The sequence below is a fragment of the Pseudoblastomonas marina genome, from assembly GCF_014641655.1.
GTDB lineage: Bacteria > Pseudomonadota > Alphaproteobacteria > Sphingomonadales > Sphingomonadaceae > Alteriqipengyuania_A > Alteriqipengyuania_A marina.
The window spans coordinates 1,695,944-1,717,882 of sequence record NZ_BMID01000001.1; the positions used below are offsets into that span (position 1 = coordinate 1,695,944).

At 63.4% G+C, this 21,939-nt stretch carries 19 protein-coding genes and 1 tRNA gene; 10 read left to right on the forward strand and 10 right to left on the reverse strand.

Translation table 11 applies throughout. From position 1 onward, the window contains the following. Positions 1 to 30 precede the first annotated feature (30 nt). The 5 genes from IEW49_RS08290 (at position 31) to IEW49_RS08310 (ending at position 5,452) form a co-directional block, all read left to right on the forward strand. Entirely contained in the window at positions 31 to 1,218 is a 1,188-nt protein-coding gene (locus IEW49_RS08290; protein WP_188642227.1) for a glycosyltransferase family 4 protein, read from the forward strand. After that, positions 1,215 to 2,312: an acyltransferase family protein gene (locus tag IEW49_RS08295; RefSeq protein WP_188642228.1), complete on the forward strand. Its 1,098-nt coding sequence runs from the start codon at positions 1,215 to 1,217 to the stop codon at positions 2,310 to 2,312. The genes IEW49_RS08290 and IEW49_RS08295 overlap by 4 nt, the downstream gene beginning before the upstream one ends. A gap of 45 nt (positions 2,313 to 2,357) precedes the next feature. Beyond that, positions 2,358 to 3,362, forward strand: coding sequence for a phytanoyl-CoA dioxygenase family protein (locus IEW49_RS08300; RefSeq protein WP_188642229.1), 1,005 nt, complete (start codon positions 2,358 to 2,360; stop codon positions 3,360 to 3,362). A gap of 102 nt (positions 3,363 to 3,464) precedes the next feature. Continuing rightward, positions 3,465 to 4,256 carry an ABC transporter permease gene (locus IEW49_RS08305; RefSeq protein ID WP_188642230.1) on the forward strand — a complete coding sequence of 264 codons (792 nt, stop codon included), beginning with the start codon at positions 3,465 to 3,467 and terminating at the stop codon, positions 4,254 to 4,256. Further along, positions 4,253 to 5,452 (forward strand): ABC transporter ATP-binding protein, encoded by a 1,200-nt coding sequence (locus IEW49_RS08310; RefSeq protein WP_188642231.1) that lies wholly within the window; start codon positions 4,253 to 4,255, stop codon positions 5,450 to 5,452. Before IEW49_RS08305 ends, IEW49_RS08310 begins: the two co-directional genes overlap by 4 nt. Here IEW49_RS08310 and IEW49_RS08315 read toward each other — a convergent pair. The 5 genes from IEW49_RS08315 to IEW49_RS08335 are packed head-to-tail and all read right to left on the reverse strand — an operon-like array spanning position 5,439 to position 10,005. After that, positions 5,439 to 6,359, reverse strand: coding sequence for a phytanoyl-CoA dioxygenase family protein (locus IEW49_RS08315; RefSeq protein ID WP_188642232.1), 921 nt, complete (start codon positions 6,357 to 6,359; stop codon positions 5,439 to 5,441). The genes IEW49_RS08310 and IEW49_RS08315 overlap by 14 nt on opposite strands. Then, positions 6,359 to 7,294, reverse strand: a complete 936-nt coding sequence (locus IEW49_RS08320) for a phytanoyl-CoA dioxygenase family protein (RefSeq protein ID WP_188642233.1) — start codon at positions 7,292 to 7,294, stop codon at positions 6,359 to 6,361. The genes IEW49_RS08315 and IEW49_RS08320 overlap by 1 nt, the downstream gene beginning before the upstream one ends. After that, entirely contained in the window at positions 7,288 to 8,193 is a 906-nt protein-coding gene (locus IEW49_RS08325) for a phytanoyl-CoA dioxygenase family protein (RefSeq protein WP_188642234.1), read from the reverse strand. The genes IEW49_RS08320 and IEW49_RS08325 overlap by 7 nt, the downstream gene beginning before the upstream one ends. After that, complete coding sequence (locus tag IEW49_RS08330; protein WP_188642235.1) at positions 8,190 to 9,089, reverse strand: phytanoyl-CoA dioxygenase family protein; 900 nt, start codon at positions 9,087 to 9,089, stop codon at positions 8,190 to 8,192. The genes IEW49_RS08325 and IEW49_RS08330 overlap by 4 nt, the downstream gene beginning before the upstream one ends. Then, the gene (locus IEW49_RS08335) at positions 9,082 to 10,005 is read right to left on the reverse strand and encodes a phytanoyl-CoA dioxygenase family protein (protein WP_188642236.1); all 924 of its coding nucleotides are present in this window, start codon (positions 10,003 to 10,005) and stop codon (positions 9,082 to 9,084) included. Before IEW49_RS08335 ends, IEW49_RS08330 begins: the two co-directional genes overlap by 8 nt. A 526-nt stretch (positions 10,006 to 10,531) precedes the next feature. On the opposite strand from IEW49_RS08335, the gene IEW49_RS08340 reads away from it, so the two are divergent. Further along, positions 10,532 to 12,826 (forward strand): putative bifunctional diguanylate cyclase/phosphodiesterase, encoded by a 2,295-nt coding sequence (locus IEW49_RS08340; protein WP_188642237.1) that lies wholly within the window; start codon positions 10,532 to 10,534, stop codon positions 12,824 to 12,826. Between the two features lie 143 nt (positions 12,827 to 12,969). On the opposite strand, the gene IEW49_RS08345 is transcribed toward IEW49_RS08340, so the two are convergent. Together IEW49_RS08345 and IEW49_RS08350 are read right to left on the reverse strand one after the other, a co-directional pair. Next, on the reverse strand, positions 12,970 to 14,286 hold the full coding sequence (locus IEW49_RS08345; protein ID WP_188642238.1) for a tetratricopeptide repeat protein: 1,317 nt from the start codon (positions 14,284 to 14,286) through the stop codon (positions 12,970 to 12,972). 321 nt (positions 14,287 to 14,607) lie between these two features. Next, positions 14,608 to 14,697, reverse strand: a tRNA-Ser gene (locus IEW49_RS08350). A gap of 164 nt (positions 14,698 to 14,861) precedes the next feature. On the opposite strand from IEW49_RS08350, the gene hspQ reads away from it, so the two are divergent. Further along, positions 14,862 to 15,245, forward strand: coding sequence for a heat shock protein HspQ (gene hspQ, locus IEW49_RS08355; protein WP_188642239.1), 384 nt, complete (start codon positions 14,862 to 14,864; stop codon positions 15,243 to 15,245). 15 nt (positions 15,246 to 15,260) lie between these two features. Here hspQ and IEW49_RS08360 read toward each other — a convergent pair whose 3' ends face one another. Beyond that, the gene (locus IEW49_RS08360; RefSeq protein ID WP_188642240.1) at positions 15,261 to 16,139 is read right to left on the reverse strand and encodes an ABC transporter permease; all 879 of its coding nucleotides are present in this window, start codon (positions 16,137 to 16,139) and stop codon (positions 15,261 to 15,263) included. Between the two features lie 87 nt (positions 16,140 to 16,226). Here IEW49_RS08360 and IEW49_RS08365 point away from each other — a divergent pair, with 87 nt between their 5' ends. Next, positions 16,227 to 16,949: a GcrA family cell cycle regulator gene (locus IEW49_RS08365; protein ID WP_188642241.1), complete on the forward strand. Its 723-nt coding sequence runs from the start codon at positions 16,227 to 16,229 to the stop codon at positions 16,947 to 16,949. Positions 16,950 to 17,010: 61 nt separating this feature from the next. Continuing rightward, a complete protein-coding gene (locus IEW49_RS08370; RefSeq protein WP_188642242.1) occupies positions 17,011 to 17,544 on the forward strand; it encodes a DUF1993 domain-containing protein in 534 nt (177 codons plus the stop codon). Here IEW49_RS08370 and IEW49_RS08375 read toward each other — a convergent pair. Next, positions 17,541 to 18,221, reverse strand: coding sequence for a polyamine aminopropyltransferase (locus tag IEW49_RS08375; protein ID WP_188642243.1), 681 nt, complete (start codon positions 18,219 to 18,221; stop codon positions 17,541 to 17,543). The genes IEW49_RS08370 and IEW49_RS08375 overlap by 4 nt on opposite strands. 90 nt (positions 18,222 to 18,311) lie before the next feature. Between IEW49_RS08375 and IEW49_RS08380 the strand changes: the two genes are divergently transcribed. Beyond that, positions 18,312 to 19,451 (forward strand): alanine racemase, encoded by a 1,140-nt coding sequence (locus tag IEW49_RS08380; protein ID WP_188642244.1) that lies wholly within the window; start codon positions 18,312 to 18,314, stop codon positions 19,449 to 19,451. Between the two features lie 66 nt (positions 19,452 to 19,517). On the opposite strand, the gene pnp is transcribed toward IEW49_RS08380, so the two are convergent. Further along, complete coding sequence (gene pnp / locus IEW49_RS08385) at positions 19,518 to 21,806, reverse strand: polyribonucleotide nucleotidyltransferase (RefSeq protein ID WP_188642245.1); 2,289 nt, start codon at positions 21,804 to 21,806, stop codon at positions 19,518 to 19,520. Positions 21,807 to 21,939: the final 133 nt, after the last annotated feature.

Consider the following 21,939-nt stretch of genomic DNA (forward strand, 5'->3'; position numbering starts at 1 on the left):
ACAGCCGGTCAATTGGGAGGACTAAAACCGATGGCGTCCCGGTCGCCGAGGCGGATTGCCTTCGTCAGCTGCAACGAGACGCCGTGGGGTGGCAGCGAGGAATTATGGGCGCGTGCCGCCCTCGCCCTAGTGGGCAAAGGCATAACCGTCCGGGTCGCCAAGCCGCGGATCGACCCGAGCGCGCCCGCGATAAAGGCGCTGCGCGAGGCGGGCGTGAAGCTTGTCGATCTTGCGCGCATCTGGCCCCTCCCCGACCGGATCCGCGACCTCGCCGCCTGGTTCGCACGTCCGGCATTGATCGGCTGGCAGCTGCTCAGGCTCACCCTGTTCCTGTGGCGTTTTCGCCCCGGCCTCATTGTGCTGTCGCAAGGGGGCAGTTGGGACGGCTTCTACATGCACTTCGTGCTGAAGCGGTTTTCGATCCCCTATGCGCTCATTTGCCAGAAGGCATCCGATCACTACTGGCCGCCCGATCACCTGCGCCCCACGGTGTGCGACTTCATTGAGGGAGCCAGCCACGTCTTTTTCGTGTCCGAGCACAACCGCCGATTGCTCGAGCAGCAGGTTGGCGCTGCGCTCGCATCGGCTTCGGTCGTGCGCAATCCCTACCTCGTCGACCGGGAGGCACCGCTGCCTTGGCCCGGCGAGACGGGCACGACACGGCTGGCATGCGTCGGACGGCTCTTCCCGATGGAAAAGGGCCAGGACATCCTGTTGCGCGTCCTCGCAGATCCGAAGTGGCGCGAGCGCGATGTCGAGGTCAGTTTCTTCGGCGCGGGACCATGCCGGGACGGCCTCCAAGGAATGGCGGGGCATCTCGGTTGCGACAAGGCACATTTCCGGGGGCATGTCGCAGACGTGCGCGAAATCTGGGCGTCGCACCATGCGCTGGTCCTGCCGTCCCGGGCCGAAGGCCTTCCGCTGGTGCTGGTCGAAGCGATGATGGCAGGGCGGGTCGCGATCGTGAGCACCGCCGGCGGGAGTGCGGAAGTCGTCGAGGACGGCCGAACCGCCTTCCTGATGCAGGGCTTCGACGAAGCTGGACTCGATGCCGCGATGGAACGGGCTTGGACGGTCCGCGACCGGTGGCGCGGGATCGGCGAGGCCGCGGCCGCGGCGATCCGCGATAGCGTTCCGCCCGATCCCGCCGCCGAGCTGGCCGCGACGCTTCGTTCGCTGGCCGATACGCAGGCCGTTTCGAGGACGGGCGCGCGATGAGCGTCGAAGGGGTCGGCACTGTCGTATGGCAACGGATCGACCGCACCCTGCTCAGCATCCAGTACCTGCGGGCCCTCGCGGCAATCGCGGTGCTCGTTGCCCACGGCCTGCCGGGCCTCCCGCAGTTGCCGATCTCGCTTCTCGGGCTGGCAATGGACCTGTTCTTCCTGATGAGCGGGTTCCTGGTGGTCGTCATCTCTTCGGACGAGACGAGGCCGCTCGACTTTTTCGGCGATCGGCTGGCGCGGATCGTTCCGCTCTACTGGACGCTCACCCTTGCCGCGTTCGTGCTGATCTATTCGGGCATCCTGTTCCCGATCCTCGATCCGGGAACGATCGCGACACGGATGGCCGGCGCCGATTGGGCATTTCTCGTGCGCTCGCTGCTGTTCATCCCCGGAAGCAGCCCGTTCGAACCCGATCTCAACCCCCTGATTCCTCAGGGGTGGACGCTCAATTACGAAATGATGTTTTACGCGCTGTTCGCCGTCGCGCTGTTTCTACGCCGGCGCTACCTCGTTCCGATGGTATCCGTCGGTTTCGGCGTGCTGGTGGCACTGGGGATCCTGCTGGAGGGGGGCGAACCATTCCGCTTCTGGACCTCGCCGATGATATTCGAGTTCGTATTCGGTTTGTGGGTCGGTCTCGCATGGCAGCGTCGGTGGAATTACGGGCTGGTCTTCCTCGGGCTGATGCTTGCCTGGCTTCCCCTCATGGCGGTGACCGAGCAGTATTTCCTCGACGCACCGTTCACGCCCCAACGGATGCAATACCTGCCCTTCGTCCTTGCGCTCTTCATCGCTTGCGTCGCCCTCGATCGCGCCCGCGGCGGACTGCCCTTGTGGAAGCCCGTCAAGCTGGTCGGCGATGCGAGCTATTCGATCTACCTCGTCCATTTCTTCCCGATCATCCTCCTCGATCGGGTTGGCGCCGCGGTGCCGATCGCGCCCGCGGCGTACTTTGCGGTGGTGGTGGCGGGGGGATTGGCGAGCGGGCTCGCCACGTTCCACCTCGTCGAGCGTCCGATGATGCGGCTGGTCAGGTCGGTCCGCGCCGCCCGCCGCGCACGACCGTTGCGAGGCCTTGCGACGTGACCCGAGGTCGTGCGGCCATCTTCGAGAGGCGTCGGGAGTGGAGCGATGCCTGAACCGGCAAACCTGGCTGGAACTCCGGACGATGCCGCCACCGACCGCACTCCGTCGTTCCGCGACCCGGCGCTCGCACGGCGCTTTTCCGAAGAAGGGTTCGTCAAGTTGCGGATTCTCCCGAGCGATGCAGCGATCGCAATCGCCGGCAGGGTTGCCCGGCTGTATCCCCACGGTGTGGAGGCGAACCAGCCGCAGTCGAACTGGTATCTCGGCCTCATCGACGACGATCGCGAACTCGCCCTGCGCTCGGCGAGGCTGGTGCGCGACGCCATCGTACCGTCTCTTGCTCCGCTCTTCGCCCATGCCCGGTGCCATTATGCGAGCGTCGCCATCAAGCCCGGAGGGGCGGGAGCAACGCCGATCCACCAGCACTGGCCGACCACCATCGATCCGTTCGCGCGCCGGATAGCCTGCTGGGTCCTGCTGTCCGACAGTCACGGAAGCGCGGCTCGCTTCAGGCTCGTACCGCGAAGCCAGCGCATCCTGCCCTATATTCGCCATTCCCGGTCGGGCGACTATTTCGACGGGTTTTCGGAGCAGGTCGAACGGCGCCATGCCCGCGACCTCGAATTGTCGCCGGGAGAGGCCGTGCTGTTCGAGGACAGCATACTGCACGGGACCGGAGCGAATCCCGGTCGACAGATGCGGGTCGCCGCGCTCGCGAACTTTGTCGGCGTCGATATGGGGGCCGCGGCGCTGCTTCCCGACGGCGATGACGCCTTTGCCGTGATCGACACCGGTGGCAGGGACGGCATGGCCGAGTTTCTCGAGGCCGGGGAATGGCCGGAATCCTGGCGCCCCGTGTCACGAATCGCCAACCGCAACCGAGCGATCTCCGAGGAAGAATTCGTGCGCTTGCTGGCGGGGAACGAGGCGGCGACGCTCGACCATGATCCGCTCGATGCCATCCGGTCGCCGCGAAGCCGGTTTTCCCGGATCGTGCGACGCGCGGCAAGACTGGCAGGCCGGTGGACCGGGCGCGGTGCACCAGGTTGAGACGAGCGGCCGTTGCGCGGTGACTTCGAATCGCGCTTGGCCTAGTCCCTCGGGATCGGATTGGGTGACGTCGTTCTAGCGTCGACTTCGTCAGGAGCGCTGATGGGATTCGCGGCTGTAGGAGCACAGGTGGCGAAAGCCTGGACGGAGGCATTCCGGGTCGGGTGGAAAGTCTACCTGTTCCACCTCAAGACCCGGCGGCGACGCAATTGGCTGGGGCTCATCTGGGTGATCGTCCCCTTGCTGGCCGCGCTGGGTATCGGTCTGGGCCTCCAGTCGACCCGCCTGATCGGCCAGTCCGGCCTCGGCGGACTTCCTCCTGCGGTGTTCGTGCTGACCGGGGTGACCTTCTGGCAGGTCTTCGCCGATGCGGTGCTCATGCCCCAGCGACACCTGGCCTCCTTTCAGACCGAGCTTGCGGGGGGACATATGACGGTCGAACTCGCACTCCTGGTCGGACTGTTCGACCTCGCCTTCGCAATCCTTTTCCGCTGCCTGTTTCTCCTGCTGGTCGTCCCGCTCCTCGGCGTGTCTCCTTCGCTCAGCGCGGCAGCCCTCCCCGCCTTCCTCATCGTCCTGGCCACCGGCGGCCTCGCAATCGGCATCTTCGCCGCCTTGCCCGGCATGCTCATCGACGACATCGGCAGGTTATTGGCGGTGTTGCTGGCGGTGGCCATGTTCACCAGCCCGGTATTCTATCGCCAACCCGCCTTCATCCCCGACTGGGTCAATCCCCTGGCCCCGGTGATCGAAGCGGCACGGGCGAGCGCAACCGGCCTGCCGGTCAGTGTCGTATTCCTCGTCGGCTGCGTGGTGGTCGTCGCGGCCATGCTGGTGTTGGCGTTATCTTGGCTGAAGTCGGGCCAACGCCGATTCTTGAGCGCGCTGAGATGACCGCGCTGCGCTTGCGCGCCACCGACCTCGCCGTGGTGCGGTGCGCGAACCGATCGCGCGCCGCCTGGTACGCGCTGGTGGACAGCCTGAAGTCGTTCGGCGGCAGTCGCGCCGCTGCGCCACGGCTGCGTCCCGGGGAATTCTACGCGCTCGACGGGATCGACCTCGAACTTCGTGCGGGCGAGGCCATCGCCGTCATCGGCGAGAACGGTGCGGGCAAGAGCACGCTGCTCAAGGCCCTGGCCGGCACCCTCCAAACGAGCCGGGGCGAAATTGCACGCCATGGCACGGTGGGAGCGGTGATCGAACTGGGCGAAGGGCTCAACCCCCTGCTCACGGGCCGGGAGAACATCGAGCTGGGCGCGCTGTTGAAGGGGCTCCGCGACGACGAGGCGCTGGCCTATGCGAACCGTGTGTTCGTGTTCGCGGACCTGGCCGAGGCGATCGATGCGCCGTTGGAATCCTATAGCAGCGGCATGATCGCGCGGCTGTCGTTCGCTGCAGCGGCGATGACGCAGCCCGACGTGTTGCTCATCGATGAAGCGCTCTCGGTCGGGGACCCGGCCTTCCAGCGCAAGTGCGTCCGCTTCATCGACGACTTCCTCGCACGCGGCGGGTCGATCCTGCTCGCGTCGCACAACCTCGTCCAGGTCCAGATGCTTTGCTCGCAGGCGATCATGCTCGTCTCCGGCAAGCCTGCCTTCGCGGGAAGCGCGACCGATGCGGTCCGCGCACTCGTCGAGCGCAATCGCCATTGTGACCGGCCCGTCGAGGCGGAGGCGACATCGCTTCGCCTCGTTCGCTTCGGTGACGAGGCCGGTAAGGCGGTGACAGGAAAGGCAGCCGTCCTGGAGGTGGATTACACCCTCGATCACCATGTCGACGATGTCTGCTGGGGCTTCGAGATATGGACCGCCGACCAGCTCCAATGCGTCACCACCGCACAGGACATGCGCGGACGCGAGCTTGCCGCGGGATCGGGGACGCTCCGCTGCCGGGTCGACCGCCTTCCGCTCGCACCCGGCACCTATGCGATACGGCTCAACATCATCGACCGCAGGTCCGGGACTCCGGTGGCGCTGGCTGGCTTCGCGGGCGCGGCGAGTTGTATCGTCGTGGAAAGCCCGCCCTCGATCGCGAGCAATTACCAGGTCGAACTCGGCCAGCTCGCGGTGGTCGAAGTCAGCTGGACCTGAGGGGCAGCAACGAAGCAAGGCCGCGCAGGAGCGATGATCGAAGCGAGCCAGGTTCGCCTCCCGAACGCTTCCTTTTCACCAGGCCGACGAATTCACGCTTGTCGATCTGTCGATTGCGGCTCGCCACCCGTCCCCGGACCCGCCAGTCGGCCTGGCGGCTGACCAGGTCGGTGACGTCGTTCTGGAGGTAGAATTCGCTGTCGGCATCGACCAGCTCGAACTCTTCGTCGCCCGAATTGAAATAGAAGACCGGCTCGGCAGCGGCGGGGACGCAGGTGATCTGGACGGCGATGCGAGGATCGGGGCCATGGTTCTCCGGAGAACCGTGGACCAGGCTGTCGTCGAAGATGAAGCCGTGACCTGCCGATGCGGCGAGCGGGACTAACTGGTCGTCGAGATCGTCGCGATAGGCCGAAAAGAACGAGAGCGATCCGGGCCCCTCGATGTGCGGCACGAGCTTGTGGCTCCCCGGCACGACATGGAGCGTTCCGTTGGTCGCATCGACATCGACCAGGGGGCACCACATTGTCACCGAGGTCGCGTCGAGCGAATCGAGCACCGGCCAGTTCTGGTGAACCGGGATGCGCCCTTGGCCGGTCGGCTTCACGTAGAAATTGGCGGAGAGCGGGCGGAAATCGGCCAGGTGGCGCGCGATGGCCTCGGCGAATGCCTTCGAGAGCAGTTCGAAAGCTGCACGCTTGTAGGCCTTCCCCGTATCGAGGAAACTGCAATGATAGCTGTTCATTGCCGGGCCGGAGCCGTCGGGAGTCCACTCGTCGGCCGGGGCAAGCCCGGCCAGCGCCGTCAGTAATCCGGAGACTTCGCGCGGTTCGAGCAGCGGCACCGCCACATAGCCGTCGCGGTCGAGGGCCTCCTGCAATGTCGGATCGCGCAATATGGCGGCCATCAGGCGCCAAGTCCCGCAAAGGCGCGCGAGAGGCGACCGCGCCACGTCGCGCCGCGTTCCGCCCGCAATTGGGCGAGCGGGTCGAAGGTTTCGCTGGCCCGCTGCCCGCGTTCGAGCAGCGCCTCGAATTCCTCGAGCGTGGGCTTGTCTGACCAGGATGGCAGGCGTCCGATTTCACGGCCTTCGATCACGTCGGTGCCGCCGGGGAACATGGTCTGGCACTGGATTTCGTCGAAGTCGTTGTCGATCATCACCGCCTCGCCGGTTTCGTCGTGATGGTAGAGCATGTGCCGCGCGCCCTCGTGCATCACGATGGTCAGGACGATCGGGCGGGCCCGCTCGCTGGTATTGGGCGTCGAGCCATGGAGCAGCGAATTCTCGAACATGATCGCCTCACCCGCGCGGAGCGGGATCGGAATCGCGTGACGGCGCGTGAGCTCGTCACGATAGTCGAGGAAGAACTCGTCCGTTTGGAGGGTGCGGATGAACCGCAGGAGCAGGTGCGAGCCGGGGACCACCAGCAGGGTTCCGGAACTCTCGTCGCAATCCTCGAGCGCACACCAGCAGAACACCGCCGGTTCGAACGGCCTTTCGGTCAGCGGAACGTGCTGGTGGACGTTGAGGGCGCGCGATCGGGGAGGCTTGTACAGCAGCGAGGTCTCGAAATAGCGGGTGTCGTCAAGCATCGCATCGAGGCGTGGATGAAACGCCTCGGCCATGGCATCGCGAAACCGGGCCTGGAAGACGGGCTCCCGCTCGAACATGGAATTGTAGTAGCTGTCCTCGCAATCGTTCCGTTCAAAGCTGCGACCGGCCGCAACGTTTTCGAGCCGCTCGCGTACTTCTACGACCTCGTCTTCACCGAGGATCCTGCGCACCACGAAGCCGGTTCTGTCGAACTCGGCCTGCGTGGCCGCATCTCGAAACATCACCATTTCTCTTCCCTCGCCAGCAATTTCTTCAGTCTCGAGATCCGGCGCTGCCAGCTGCCTCGAGGATGGACTCCCCGCATCCGCAGCCGGTGGCGCCACTCGGCCGCATCGATCGGTTCGCAGCTTTCGTCGACCCGCGCTAATGGGCGCCGCTCGCACGGTGCGGGAAGTCGTCCGTTGAACATGTCCGAATAGGCGTATTCGTCCTCGGCGGCGTAGGCCACCGCCACCTCCCCTCCCTCGTCGCCGACGACGTAGGACGGGGTAGCCCCCTCCGGCACCATCGTGGTCAGGGTTACGAGCCGATCCTGCTCGCGCGCATTCCTCGCCGCACCGTGCGGCATCGTGTCGTCGAACAGGACGGCCTGGCCGGCGCGAACCTCGATCGCTTCGAGATATTGCTGCTGCAAGCTCGCGGTGAAGGACTGCCAGTATGCAGGGCGCATCGGGACCTGGATATGCCGGGTCAGCCGCTGGCTCCGCGGCACGATCGTCAGGGCGCCCGAATCGCGCGTACAGTCGACCAGCGGGCACCAGCAATTGATCGTCGCTCCGCGCAGATCCGAAACGTAGGGCGAATGCTGGTGGATCGGCGTTTCCGGTCCTTTGCCGGGCTTCCAGAAGAACGTCGCGAAGAGCGGCTCGAACCCGACCAGCACTTCGGTCAATGCGGGCTCGACGAAAGAGCGGATCAGCGCTGACGCCTCCGCGCGGTATTCGAGATCGAAATACGAGGTGTAGGCCGCCCCTTGCGGATCGTTGAAGCTTCGCTCGGTCGGCAATAGCCGCCGCGCTTCGCGGGAGAGGGCCTCGACCGCCTCTTCGCCCAGCAGGTCGACAACGACGAAGCCGTCGCGGGCGAACGCCGCGTCGAATCCGGGGTCGCGGAAATACCCGTTCACCGGTGCGCTACTCGAATACGGTCGATGGGATCGTGGCCCGGGGCGATCCTTTCCCCCGCCGCCAAAAGCGCGATGAACTCGGTTTCGTCGAGCGCGAGATTCCGGTTCTCGACGAAGCCGGCGCTCTGCAAAGCCGCTCGATTTTCCCGGGCGATGCAATAGAGCTCGGGGTCGATTTCGCCGGTTCCGACTTCGAGCGCTTCGAAGCGACCGGGGGCTGTCTCGGCGAGGATGCACAGCCGGCTTTCTTCCGGAATCGCCGTCCCGAGGATGCGCAACAGCGGATCGTCGCTCGCATTGGGCTCCGACCCGTGCAGCAGCGACCGCTCGAAGATGATCGCCTGCCCGGCACGAAGTTCGAGCGTGACCGCGTGTCGGCTTTCAAGCGCTTCGGCGAAACCGGCGAAATAGGGCGCGGTATCGAAACTCTGGACATGCCGGGTTATCGCGTGGCTGCCGGGAACGACGCGTAACCCGCCCCGGTTCCGACCGGTATCGTCGAGCGTGAGCCAGCAATGCACCGCGGGCTCGAAAATATCGCGCGTCACCGGCTGGTGCTGGTGGATGTCGAGGCGCCCCGCGCCGGCGGGCTTGGCGACGACATAGCCTCCTTCGTAGCGGAAGCGGTCGAGCAGGTCCGCGACGAGCGGGGCGAGCGTGCGATCCGCGATCCCGGCGCCGTTCGCACGGTGCGGCGGGTCGAACAGTGTGCCATAAAGCGCGCCCTGCGGGTCGTTCACGGGCGTGGCACCATCCATCGACCGGATCACCTGCGCGCGCAGTTCGCGCGCCGCCGCCTCGCCCAGCGCATCGACGACGACATACCCGTCGCGATCGAGGCGCGCCTGCAGGTCGTCGCCAAGAAAGGCCCGGCGTGGGGCACGTACGCTATGCATTGTTGAGGACCCGATCGACGAGCCGCCGCACGCGCCCGCGCCAGCGACCGGGCTGCCGGGAAGCGCGCGGGGCCGAACGTGCCTCGCTCCTGCCAGGGACCAGCGGAAACGTCGTATCGATGTGTCGCCCGGCGTCGAGGCGGCGCCAGAATTCATCGGGATCGACGAGTTCGTGGACGTCGTCGACATAGCCCAGCTTGCGCCAGTGCCCGGGCGGATCGATCATGTCCGGCCGGATGTGATACTGGTAACCGAAATCCTTGCCGGTTTCGTAGACCACGTATTGTCCGTTTGCCGCCGGGAACAACGCGATCGGCTCCAATGCTTCGGGAATGCAATGCGTGGCCAGCGCGATGCGATGGTCGCCGGTCTTGTTGGGGTAGGATGCGTGGATCAGGCTTTCGTCGAACAGCATGGCCTCGCCCGCTTCGAGGTACACCGACTCCATCCTCTCCGCGATCGAGTCCCACGCGCGCAGGAAATAAGGTTCCTGTCCGTACATCGGCATGATCGGGAAAAGCTTGTGGCTCCCCGGGAGGACCTGCATCACGCCGTTTTCCTCACGCATGTCTTCCAGCGCGCACCAGCAGAAGACGGTCGAGACCGACTGGTCGAGCGTGAAGATCGGATGGACATGCGGCGGTACGGCGCGCTCGCCCGCAGGCTTGACGATCACCGAGGGGTGCAGTCGCTTCATGCCGTCGAGCAACGGCATCATGCCCTGATCGAAGACCGGGCCGGCCAGCTCCTCGATCCAGGCTAACTCAGGTTCGTCAGTATAGATGTAGGTTACGTTCTCATGCCGGGGGATGCGCGACGGCAGCGAATGACGGGCCCGACGAGCGATTTCGCGGGCCACTTCGCGATCCATCAGCCGGGCCACGACGAAACCGTCGCGCGCGTACTGTTCTTCCAAGGAATCCGAGTGAAATATGATTCCCCTCCACACTAAAACCCGGCCTTCCTCTTAACAGCTGGCGAAGAGTCGTCGAGTCCCTGAATAGACGCGCTCCAGCCAAGACGTTCCGATCAAAAAGGCTTCCGATCTTCAAGGCGATTAGCAGCGGGACTCTGCTGCGGCAGAGGCTGCGTCTCCAACCATCGCGAGGGTGCGTGAGGCATCGAAATGGCAGTGCGGAAACTCCAACGATCTGCACCGAGCGCCCGTACTGCTGGGAGCCGACCGTCGGCTAACGACCCGACTGCGTTCATTGGGCACCATCTAAGAAGCCGCTATGAAACGAGTGTCCACGCATGCCCTAACTAGAGGCGCGGAGACCTAGTTACGGGCCTTCATCGCTTTTGCGTCTTCAAATGCTAAACACGGAAGGCAAGGAGGCTGTTGGGTCCATTGCAATCCTTCACCTTCCTTTAGCGGTTTGGCGGTATCGGATCGGAGGCGCCGAAACGCACCACCTTCGTGGGGGATTGGGGAACTGAATTTGGATTGGTTCACACTCAGTAAGAGCGACAGAGCACTTCCCCTACCAGTGTATGCCCAGCTCGTAACGAGGCTCTACCAGACGCCCCTTACCGTAACGGTAGGATCTGGCTGCTATATTGGTTTGCTTGGCGGGCTGGCCGCGTTCCGGGCTAACGATCTTGGGTTGGCTGTTCTCACGATCTCCGCGGTATCGTTTGTGCTCTTCGGTCTCCTGCGCCGGCCCCGATTTCTTGAGCAAAGATCTGCTAGGGAAATCTACAAATCGGAGGTGCCCTTCTGGTTTGCGGCATTGGGCTCTTCTTCTGCGGTCGGAGCGCTGAGCGCCCGCGCGATCATCGCGACCAATATCCCCATCGTCCACTTCCTGGCGCTCGCTCTCGCAATGGCCACCATGGCTATAGCACAACGCAACTACCACCGGCCCCGCTTGGTGGCGGCACAGCTCATTTCCGTCGCCGTGCCCGGCGCCTTGGCATGTTTCATTCATGGCGGGATAGAATACGGGGTCTTGGGCGTAGGCGCTCTGATATTATCCTTCATGATTTGGCGAACAGCTTTCGCTCACCACATCGACGCCCAAGAAATCATTATCAAGGACAAGATCCTCAGCGAGCAGAACCGCCGTTTTAATGCCGCCTTGAATAATATGGCGCAGGGTCTCTGTATGTTCGACGGGGATGGTCGTCTGGTTGTCTGTAATAGAAAATATATCGAGATATATGGACTGTCTGAAGATGTCGTTCGTCCTGGCATCGATTTGATGGGCATCCTCAAGCACAGTGTGGAAGTCGGAAATCATTCGGCGCGCGACGCAGAGGATTTGCACGATCGATTCGTTGACAAGATCGTGTCCTCTGACTCCTCAACATTTCTAAACGAGCTGGAAGATGGGCGGACCATTGCACTTGCACATGAGAGGATGCGTTCGGGAGGCTGGGTAACCACGCATGAGGACGTGACCGAGCGTCGACGTGCAGAGGCACGGATCGCTCACATGGCTCGTCACGATGCGCTAACGGATCTTCCCAACCGCACTTTCTTCCAGGAGCGGTTAACCGAAGCGCTTGCTCGAATCCCCGCCCATAAACAAGTGGCGGTGATGTGCCTGGACTTGGACCGATTCAAACCTGTAAACGACACGCTCGGTCATTCGGTCGGCGATGCAATCCTCCAACAAGTCGCAGAAAGACTGAAGGCTTGCGTGCGAGAGAATGACAGCGTCGCCCGGATCGGCGGCGACGAGTTCGCAATCATTCAGTCCGCCTCCACCCAACCAGAAGGCGCAAGCGTACTTGCAGAGCGGATCGTTTCGGCTCTTGACCATCCCTTTTACGTGGGTGCGAAGCAAGTCTGCATCGGGGCGAGCATAGGGATTTCTCTCGGACCGAACGACGGCCTCAACGCGAACCAACTGTTGGTGAACGCCGATCTGGCCTTGTATCAAGCGAAAGCGCGGGGACGGGCCCGTTATTCTTTCTTCGTTCCCGAAATGGACTTGGAGATGCAGACTAAACGCGAGCTTGAAGAAGACCTTCGCCGCGCAGTCGTGAATAACGAGTTCGAGATGGTTTATCAGCCCGTGATAGACACCTGTGACGGGAAGATCTCTTCATTTGAAGCACTCTTGCGCTGGAGCCACCCAAGCAAAGGCATAATCCTGCCTGGCGACTTCATCTCTACTGCCGAAGACATGGGCTTGATCGTGCCCATCGGAGAATGGGCCCTTCGAGAAGCATGCTCGAAGGCTTCAGCTTGGCCCACGAACATAGGGATTTCCGTCAACCTCTCGCCGGTCCAGTTCAGAAGTGGCGAAAAGCTCGTCCGTAGCGTTGCCAACGCACTTGCGGTTTCGGGTATCGATCCCAAGCGTCTCGAATTTGAAGTCACAGAGGGGGTTCTACTAGACGAAACCCTCGAAACTCTGACGATACTACAAGAACTTCGAAACCTTGGAGTGAGATTTGCGCTGGACGATTTTGGGACGGGATATTCGAGCCTAAGTTACTTGCGTTCGTTCCCCTTCCACAGAATCAAAATTGATCAATCTTTCATCAGGGACATCGACGTTCAACCGGAGGCTCTATCTATCGTCCGGGCTGTGACCGATCTCGGAACCAACCTCGGCATGTCTATAACTGCTGAAGGAATTGAAACCGCCGAGCAACTCAAGCACGTCCAAATTGAAGGATGTTCCCACGCTCAGGGGTACTATGTAGGAATGCCAATGGACGCGAAAAACGCTTCACGAGTTCTTGAAAAGGCTTTCTCCGTTCATGGCCGAGAGGCAGCGTAAACTTTTGATGGGGGCCCGTTCCCGAGGTCGGAACGGCAAATGGCTGTTCTCCGCCGCGTTCCGCTAGTTGACGCATTTGCTCTGACAGTGCCTCGCACGGCAGTGAGTATCGAGCGCTGAGCAGGCGCTGCGCGCCCCACCTATCACTGCGACAACTGCCAAGAGGTCTGAACCAGTCCTTGAAAAATATCCCGATAGCTATCCAAATCTTTTTGCGCGGCAGCATCGAATTCAGTTGCACGGTCCAATCGCGTTTCGATTCCGGTCATCGCCCCGAGAAATAAGGAACGAGCTCGATCATAATCCTCGCCCTCACGCTGTAATGCGATTGCAAGCGCAGCATCTGCCCTGATCTTTTCGCTATCGCCGATGTCTCCCAAATTGCGGCTCCTGGCCCAACCGAGCTCGAGATGACGTCTCTGGTTCTCGACCATTCCAAGCTTTGCACTCGCTGCGGCGAGCCTTAGATGCAGCGCTGTCAGTAAACGATGATTGTCGGGTGTGTTTTCGCTTGCGAGGCCGAGCCCCTTGTTGAAATTGTGTCGTGCACCAAAGGCATCACCCAGCGCCAGCTGCGCCTCTCCCAGCTTGAGGCTCAGCCAACCTTGCATCGCCATTGCCGCCATGCGTTCGCTGCGGGCGCGGGGGAGGTTGCCATGCGCGATCGAAAAAGCCTTGTTGTAGAGCGCCTCGGCCTTGGCATAGTCGCCATCGAGCATCCCTAGATCGCCCAATAGCTCGCGAATATGCGCTGTGTCCTTATGGTCGGGCATCTCGCGATCGACATACCAGGCCAATGCATTTTGCAGGTACGAGTGCGCCGCTCCGCTTCGGCCGGTAGCGAGGAAAAATTTGCCGATCGCGACCTGTATCTCGATCGCCAGTCGTGAGGAGTCTTCACCAATCAATTGGAGCAAATCGTAGGCTTCCAGCAAGTGGTCCTCAACCTTGCCCAAGCGACCACTGTACTCACTGGCACTGGCCAGTTCGAGCAATGTGCCCGCCATGAAGATCGCATCGGTGCTTACGGGTTCGGCACTCCTCGACGCGATCAATTTACGCACACGCACGGCGTTTTCCAGCAAGGGAATGGCGTCGGGCTGCCGCCCCCGCAATATAAGAGCCCGCGCCAGACTTCGGGATGTGTTGGCTTGCCAAACGTAATGTCGACTGTCTGGCGCCAACAGGTACGCTATCTCGGCGGCACGAAACCTGAATCTCAGGGACTCCTCCGGCCGTCCGGTTTGATCGGCAATGACTGCGGCACGATCCACCAGGAAAAGGCAGTCTAGGTCGGTGTCACCAGAGCTTTCGCACCTTTCCAACTCGGCAAGCAGGGTGAGATAAGAGTCGGTTCCGGCTTGTAACCCTTGAGCTTCCGCAGGGATTGGCCAGAAGGATTCTTGCGCGCCGAGCGCGCGAGGTAGTACCATCAAACCTAATGCGAAGATGAGACGCATGGCTTATGCCATAGGCTCATGTGCAGGTTTGTCAGCAGTCGAAGCCGGACACCGGCGAAGCTCCTGCCTTGAGGTCGGGCCACCGGAGTGGGCACCCGGCCAGCAAACAGCGCATTTGCGCAAAGCCATCCAATCCGGTGAGGATTTGCGAAGTCGGGTTCGAGCGGTCATTCCTCTCTTGGGTGGAATTGCCGCAATCACGAATCATGGAATAGCTCGGTTTTGCCGCATTGCTACGAAAGGGCCGGGGGCAGAACGCCTGTTCCGCGGCGAAGCGCGAGGCCCCCCCCCCGGCAAACAGATACTAGTGCTGGGGGTCGATGGCGGAGAGGGTGGGATTCGAACCCACGGTACGGTCACCCGCACACTGCATTTCGAGTGCAGCGCATTCGACCACTCTGCCACCTCTCCGTATCGGTGCATCGAGGGCGCCTGGCGCCCGGTCGAACGAAGCGGCGCGGTTAGCCGAAGGCCGTGACCTTGCCAACCCCGTTTTCGGGTCGCGGCGCGCTTTTTCGGGGGATGGGCCTGCGGTGTTCATTGTAGCACCCCGGGGGCGTACCTATATTTTGACCATGAGCGATCGTTCGATCTTCTTTTCGCCCACCGCCGGACGCAGTGTCGATGCGCCGATGCGCAATGTCGCGCGCTATTCGATCGGCGACGTCCTTCGCCACCGTCTGTTCGATTTCCGCGGCGTGGTGTTCGATATCGACCCGGTCTTCGCCAACAGCGACGAATGGTACGAGGCGATCCCCGAAAACCTGCGTCCGAAGAAGGACCAACCGTTCTATCACCTCCTCGCCGAGAACGAGGACAGTAGCTACGTCGCCTATGTCAGCCAGCAGAACCTCGTGTTCGACGGCGATAGCGGCCCGGTGGACCACCCCAACGTCGCCGAGATCTTCGAGGAATTCACCGGCAGCAAGTATCGCCTTCGCCGTTCGATGACCCACTGAGCCGGGATTTCAGCTTCAGGACCGAATCTTCCACCCGCTCTTGAGCAGGCGGTAGGTCAGGTAGCCAAGCGCCGCATTGAACGCGAGCAGGCCGAGCGCCGCCCAAGCGACGTGCGACGCGTCGCCGATATCGCTCTGGCCGAGGAAGCCGTAACGAAAGCCCGAGATCACGTAGAAGAACGGGTTCGCGCGGCTGATCGCCTGGAACAGCGGGGCGAGGTTCTGGATCGTGTAGAACGTCCCCGACAGCAGCGTGAGCGGCGAAATGATGAAATTGGTCACCGCCGCGTTGTGATCGAATTTCTCCGCCCACATGCTCGTTATCAGCCCGGCGAAGCTGAGCAGCAGCGCGCCCATCAGCCCGAACCACACGATCGCCCACGGATGCGGTGCAGCCAGTTCGACGCCCGGATAGAAGGCCATCGCCAGCGCCACCGCGCCGCCGACGAGGATCGCGCGGGTCATCGCCGCACCGACGATCGCGAGCATCATCTCGGCCTCGGATAGCGGCGGCATCAAATAGTCGACGATGGTCCCCTGGATCTTGCCTACCAGCAGGCCGAAGCTCGAATTGGCGAAGGCATTGTTCATCATGCCCATCGCAATCAGGCCGGGCGCGACGAAGGTTGCGAAGTTGACGCCGAGGATTTCGCGCTCGCCACGGCCGAAGGCGACGGTGAAGATAACCAGGAACAGCAAAGTGGTGAGCGCGGGGGCCCAGATCGTCTGCGTCTGCACCTTGAAGAAGCGGCGCACCTCCTTCATATAGAGCGTCCACAGCCCGCGCCGGTTTATCCGGCCGATCTGGGGCACTCCCCTTTCGGGAAACGCAGCGCCCGTCGCCTCGTTCGATGAGACGGAAACCGGCGCGCTGTTTTCGGGTTGGGAAGACATGGCACTCGCGACTAAACGCGCGGCCGAAACGAAGCAAGCCGCGTCCAAGGCACCGAAAATGGGCGCGACACAGATTACGGGACTTTCATGGCAGTCAGCTGGACCGACGAACGCATCGCGACGCTCAAGAAGATGTGGGAGGGCGGATCGACCGCCTCGCAGATCGCCGACGAACTGGGCGGCGTGTCGCGCAATGCCGTGATCGGCAAGGCGCACCGCCTGGGGCTCAAGTCGCGCCCCTCGCCGGTGAAGGCGAACGACAAGCCCAAGGCCAAGAAGGCCGCACCTGCCAAGAAGGCGGCGGCCAAGACCGCCGCAAAGAAGGCCGCGCCCGCCAAGAAGGCAGCGCCTGCGACCAAGCAGCCGACCAAGCCCGATCCGGCCTCCGCTCCGGCGCCGACCCCGGCTCCTGCGGCGGCGAAGGCCGATGCGAGTGGCACGTCGCAGCCGATCCCTAACCGCGCGCCCGACCTGCCCAAGATCGTTTCCTACGGGCCCGGTGGCTTCCTGCGCCAGGGCCCGGGCGACCAGCAGGCGCCGATTCCGCCCGCACCGCCGCGCCGCCGCGTGCCGGCCAAGCCGAGCCCCGAGATCGCCGACAAGACGAGCCTGCTCGACCTCAACGACCGAATCTGCCGCTGGCCGATGGGCCACCCCGGCGAACCCGATTTCCATTTCTGCGGAGCGAAGGTGAACCCCGGGTTCCCCTATTGCGTCGAGCATTGCGGCCGGGCCTATCAGGCGCAGCTGCCGCGCGGCGCGCGCCGCCCCCCGCCGCCCCTTCCCTTCGGCGGTCCGCGGGTCCGCTGACCAACACCTTTCAGAAGGCCCGCCGGTGCAGATCGGCGGGCCTTTTCATTTGGAGAGACCCATGGCCTTCGACCTGTATGCCGCCTTCGTACCGACCACCCGCCAACTGCTGGGCGCGCTACCCGGCGTGATCGCCAAGGCGGAGGAATTCGTCGCCGAGAACCATTGCAGCGATGCCGAGCTGATCGAGGCGCGGCTGGCCGACGACATGTGGCCGCTGCCGTGGCACGTCCGCTCGTGCTGGATGCACAGCGCCTATGCGCTCGACCAGCTGGCGGGGACCGAGTTCACGCCCGATTTCACGAGTATCCCCGACAGCTGGGACGCGATGCTCGCGATGATCGCCGAAGCGGAGGACCGGCTCGCCGATGCGACTCCCGAGGCGGTCAATTCCATCGCCGAACGCAAGATCGATTTCGTGCTCGGCGGCGAAACGCGCTTCACCTTGCCCGGCGAACGTTTCCTTCTCGGCTTCAACCTGCCAAATTTCCAGTTCCACGCGACGACCTTCTACGACATCCTGCGGATGAAGGGCGTGCCGCTGTCGAAGCGCGACTATATGGGCAATCCGGCAGGCCCGATGTTCCAGTCCTAGCGGTTGCGCGCGAACCAGATCGTGTGACGCGGGCCCTTGTTGTAGGGCCGTGCGCGCACTTCGCGCACCTCGACGTCGAAGCCCGCATCCTTGAGCCGCTTGGTGAACTTGTGATCGGGCGCCGCCGACCACACCGACAGGATCCCGCCGGGATTGAGCGCCTCGCGCGCCTTGGCGAGACCGGTGCGGGTGTAGATCCGGCTGTTCTGGTCGCGCACGATCCCGTCGGGACCGTTGTCGACATCGAGCAGGATCGCATCGAATTTTTCACAGGTACCGTCATTGGCGTCGTCGATCAGCGCCGCCACGTCGCAGATCACCACCTCTCCGCGCGGATCGTCGAGTGTATTGCCGGTGAGGTGCTGGAGCGGCCCTTTCGCCCAGTCGAGGATGTCGGGCACGATTTCGGCGACGACCAACTCTCCGTCCTCCCCCACCGCCGCGAGCGCGGCGCGATAGGTAAAGCCCATGCCATAGCCGCCGATCAGCACGCGCGGGTCCTTGGCGTCGAGTTCCGCCAGCGCCAGCACCGCGAGCTGCTCCTCGGAAAACTGCATCCGCGTGCCCATCAGCTCGTCACGCCCGAGCATGATGATGAAATCGCGCCCGTGGCTGACGAGGGTGAGCGTGTCTCCGCCGGGTATTTCTGCAGTGGCAATGGTTTCGCGGGGGAGCATGGACGGCTTTCTCCGATATCTGGTCGCCTATCTCCCGGCACGCCCGGTCCGGTTTGATCGACAATTCGAACCGTCTAGACAGACGCTGACATGACGCAACCCAGCATCGTAACCATCCGTACCCCGTGCCTGCTCCTCGATGAGGGCAAGATGCAGCGAAACATCGATCGAATGGCCGAGCGAGCGCGGAGCCTAGGCGTCGGCCTGCGACCGCATCTCAAGACCTGCAAGTCGATCGAGATCGCGGACCGGGTGGTGACGCGCCGCAAGGGCCCGGCAACGGTTTCTACCCTTGCCGAGGCGGAAGAATTCGCCGCATCCGGATTCAACGACCTGCTCTACGCAGTGGGCATCGCACCGCAAAAGCTCGACCGCGTAACCGCGATCCGGGCCTCTGGCTGCGACCTCGCCATCATCCTCGACAGCCTCGAACAGGCGGAGGCCGTGGCAGCGGCATCCCGAGCGTCGGACGATCCCATTCCGGTGCTCATCGAGATCGACAGCGACGGGCATCGTGCCGGTCTGCGTCCGGACGACGCGCAGCTGGTCGGGATCGGAAAGGCGCTCGACCAAGGCGGTGCCAAACTGCGCGGCGTGATGACCCATGCCGGCGGCAGCTACGACGCTGCCGGAGCCGATCGCCATGCCGAATGGGCGGAGCGCGAGCGCGATGCGGCCGTCGCCGCCGCCGAGCGATTGCGCGAAGCCGGGCTCCCCTGCCCCGTGGTCAGCGTCGGATCGACGCCCACCGCAATGGGCGCGCGCGATCTTACGGGCGTCACCGAACTGAGGGCGGGGGTATACGTATTTCAAGACCTCGTCATGGCGGGCATCGGCGTCTGCACGCTCGACGAGATCGCGATTTCCGTACTCGCCACGGTCATCGGCGCGCGACCGGATCGTGGGCAGGTCTTCGTCGATGCAGGATGGATGGCGCTGTCGCGCGACCGCGGAACCCGGAACCAGGATGTCGACCAGGGCTATGGACTGGTGTGCAGAGTGGACGGCAGACCGTTCGATGACCTGATCATTGCCGGAGCCAACCAGGAACACGGCGTGATCGAAGTCAGGCCGGGTTCCGACGCCCTCATGCCGGACCTTCCGATCGGCACGCGCGTCCGAATCCTCCCCAACCACGCCTGCGCGACAGCCGCGCAGCACGCGGAGTACCGGGTGCTGGACGGCGGAACGTCTGTGGTCGAAACCTGGCCTCGCTTCGGAGGGTGGTAGGCTGACAAGAAAAAAGACCGCGGAAATTGCTTTCCGCGGCCTTTCATCGATTGGTTCGGGGGACGATCAGTCCTTGAGGAAGTCCGGCACGTGGCTGTCGCCGCCGCCGTTGCCGCCCTCGGAGCCGCCGCGTCCGCCACGGTCGCCGCCACGGCCACGGCCACCGCCGTCACGACCGCCGCGCGGGCCACGACGATCGCCACCGCGACCACCACCGCCACTGCGCGGTTCACGCGGAGGACGGGTGTCTTCGAGCTCTTCGCCGGTTTCCTGGTCGACGACGCGCATCGACAGGCGGACCTTGCCGCGCTGGTCGATCTCGAGGACCTTGACCTTAACTTCCTGGCCTTCGGACACGACGTCGGTCGGCTTCTCGACCCGCTCGTTCTTCATTTCGGAGACGTGGACGAGGCCGTCCTTGCCACCCATGAAGTTCACGAACGCACCGAAATCGACGATGTTGACGACCTTGCCGTTGTAGATCTTGCCGACTTCGGCTTCCTCGACGATGCCTTCGATCCACTTCTTCGCGGCTTCGATTTCATCGGCGTTGGAGGAGCTGATCTTGATCGTGCCTTCGTCGTCGATGTCGACCTTGGCACCGGTTTCGGCGACGATCTCGCGGATCACCTTGCCGCCCGTGCCGATCACGTCGCGGATCTTCGACTTGTCGATCTGCATCGTCTCGATGCGCGGCGCGTGCTTGGAAACGCCCGAACGCGAGGAACCGAGCGCCTTCGACATTTCGCCGAGGATGTGCGCACGGCCAGCCTTCGCCTGCTCGAGCGCCTTGCCCATGATTTCCTTGGTGATCCCGGCGACCTTGATGTCCATCTGGAGCGAGGTGATGCCCTTCTCCGAACCGGCGACCTTGAAGTCCATGTCGCCGAGGTGGTCCTCGTCACCGAGGATGTCCGACAGCACGGCGAAGTCTTCGCCTTCGAGGATCAGGCCCATCGCGATGCCCGAGACCGGGCGTTCGATCGGCACGCCGGCGTCCATCATCGACAGACAGCCGCCGCAGACGGTCGCCATCGAGCTCGAGCCGTTCGACTCGGTGATGTCCGACAGGATGCGGATCGTGTAGGGGAAGTCTTCGTGATCGGGCAGCACCGGGTGCAGCGCGCGCCAGGCGAGCTTGCCGTGGCCGGTCTCGCGGCGGCTGGTGAAGCCGAAGCGACCCACTTCGCCGACCGAATAGGGCGGGAAGTTGTAGTGCAGCATGAACGGCGAGTAGCTCAGGCCTTCGAGGCCGTCGATCATCTGCTCGGCGTCCTTGGTGCCCAGCGTGGTGGTGCAGATCGCCTGCGTCTCACCGCGCGTGAACAGTGCCGAACCATGCGTGCGGGGCAGCAGGCCGACCATCGCCTCGATCGGGCGGACCTGGTCGAGCTTGCGGCCGTCGATGCGCTGGCCGTCCTTGAGGATGGCGCCGCGGACGATTTCGGCTTCGAGCTTCTTGACCGCCTTGCCGGCCGTCATCTGGGTCTGGCCGTCTTCCTCGGCATAGGCTTCCTTGGCCTTGGCGCGCGCTGCGTTGAGCGCATCCGAGCGGGCCGACTTGTCGGTCAGCTTGTAGGCCGCGGCGATATCGTCGCCGACGAGACCGCGCAGCTTTTCCTTGATCGCGGCGGAATCGTCCGAGGTGTCGATTTCCCACGGTTCCTTGGCCGCCTGTTCGGCGAGATCGACGATCGCGCCGATGACCTTCTTGGATTCCTCGTGCGCGAACATCACGGCGCCGAGCATTTCCTCTTCGGTCAGTTCCTTGGCTTCGGATTCGACCATCATCACCGCATCGTTGGTGGCGGCGACGACGAGGTCGAGGCGACCTTCTTCGTCGAGCGCACTCGAAAGCGACGGGTTGAGTTCGTATTCGCCATTGCGGAAACCGACGCGCGCGGCGCCGATCGGGCCCATGAAGGGCACGCCCGAGATGGTCAGCGCGGCCGAAGCGGCGATCATCGCGACGATATCGGGTTCGGTCTCGCCGTCATACGACAGGACCTGGCAGATGACGTTGATTTCGTTGTAGAAGCCTTCCGGGAACAGCGGCCGCACCGGGCGGTCGATCAGGCGGGAGGTCAGCGTTTCCTTCTCCGTCGCGCGGCCTTCGCGCTTGAAGAAGCCGCCCGGGATGCGCCCGGCGGAGGAGAACTTTTCCTGGTAGTGCACGGTCAGCGGGAAGAAGTCCTGCCCTTCGCGCACGCTCTTGGCGGCAGTCACGGCGCACAGCACCACGGTTTCGCCATAGGTGGCCAGCACGGCGCCGTCGGCCTGACGGGCGATCTGGCCGGTTTCGAGGGTGAGGGTCTTTCCGCCCCACTCGATCGATACGGTTTTCTTGTCGAACATGTATTTTCCTAAATGACCCGCCGCGCCTGATTGCGTCGGCGGGGCCTACTGCCGGGGATACCGTCCCGGTCCGGTGCGGGGCGTTTTCCTGTGCCCCAATAGTCCCTTCGCCGGATTGCGATGGAACCGGATG

Coding starts and splice junctions, on each gene's coding strand:
- IEW49_RS08290 (WP_188642227.1), top strand. CDS start 31: ATGGCGTCCCGGTCGCCGAGGCGGATTGCCTTCGTCAGCTGCAACGAG.
- IEW49_RS08295 (WP_188642228.1), top strand. CDS start 1,215: ATGAGCGTCGAAGGGGTCGGCACTGTCGTATGGCAACGGATCGACCGC.
- IEW49_RS08300 (WP_188642229.1), top strand. CDS start 2,358: ATGCCTGAACCGGCAAACCTGGCTGGAACTCCGGACGATGCCGCCACC.
- IEW49_RS08305 (WP_188642230.1), top strand. CDS start 3,465: ATGGGATTCGCGGCTGTAGGAGCACAGGTGGCGAAAGCCTGGACGGAG.
- IEW49_RS08310 (WP_188642231.1), top strand. CDS start 4,253: ATGACCGCGCTGCGCTTGCGCGCCACCGACCTCGCCGTGGTGCGGTGC.
- IEW49_RS08315 (WP_188642232.1), bottom strand. CDS start 6,359: ATGGCCGCCATATTGCGCGATCCGACATTGCAGGAGGCCCTCGACCGC.
- IEW49_RS08320 (WP_188642233.1), bottom strand. CDS start 7,294: ATGGTGATGTTTCGAGATGCGGCCACGCAGGCCGAGTTCGACAGAACC.
- IEW49_RS08330 (WP_188642235.1), bottom strand. CDS start 9,089: ATGCATAGCGTACGTGCCCCACGCCGGGCCTTTCTTGGCGACGACCTG.
- IEW49_RS08345 (WP_188642238.1), bottom strand. CDS start 14,286: ATGCGTCTCATCTTCGCATTAGGTTTGATGGTACTACCTCGCGCGCTC.
- hspQ (WP_188642239.1), top strand. CDS start 14,862: ATGAGCGATCGTTCGATCTTCTTTTCGCCCACCGCCGGACGCAGTGTC.
- IEW49_RS08360 (WP_188642240.1), bottom strand. CDS start 16,139: ATGTCTTCCCAACCCGAAAACAGCGCGCCGGTTTCCGTCTCATCGAAC.
- IEW49_RS08365 (WP_188642241.1), top strand. CDS start 16,227: ATGGCAGTCAGCTGGACCGACGAACGCATCGCGACGCTCAAGAAGATG.
- IEW49_RS08370 (WP_188642242.1), top strand. CDS start 17,011: ATGGCCTTCGACCTGTATGCCGCCTTCGTACCGACCACCCGCCAACTG.
- IEW49_RS08375 (WP_188642243.1), bottom strand. CDS start 18,221: ATGCTCCCCCGCGAAACCATTGCCACTGCAGAAATACCCGGCGGAGAC.
- IEW49_RS08380 (WP_188642244.1), top strand. CDS start 18,312: ATGACGCAACCCAGCATCGTAACCATCCGTACCCCGTGCCTGCTCCTC.
- pnp (WP_188642245.1), bottom strand. CDS start 21,806: ATGTTCGACAAGAAAACCGTATCGATCGAGTGGGGCGGAAAGACCCTC.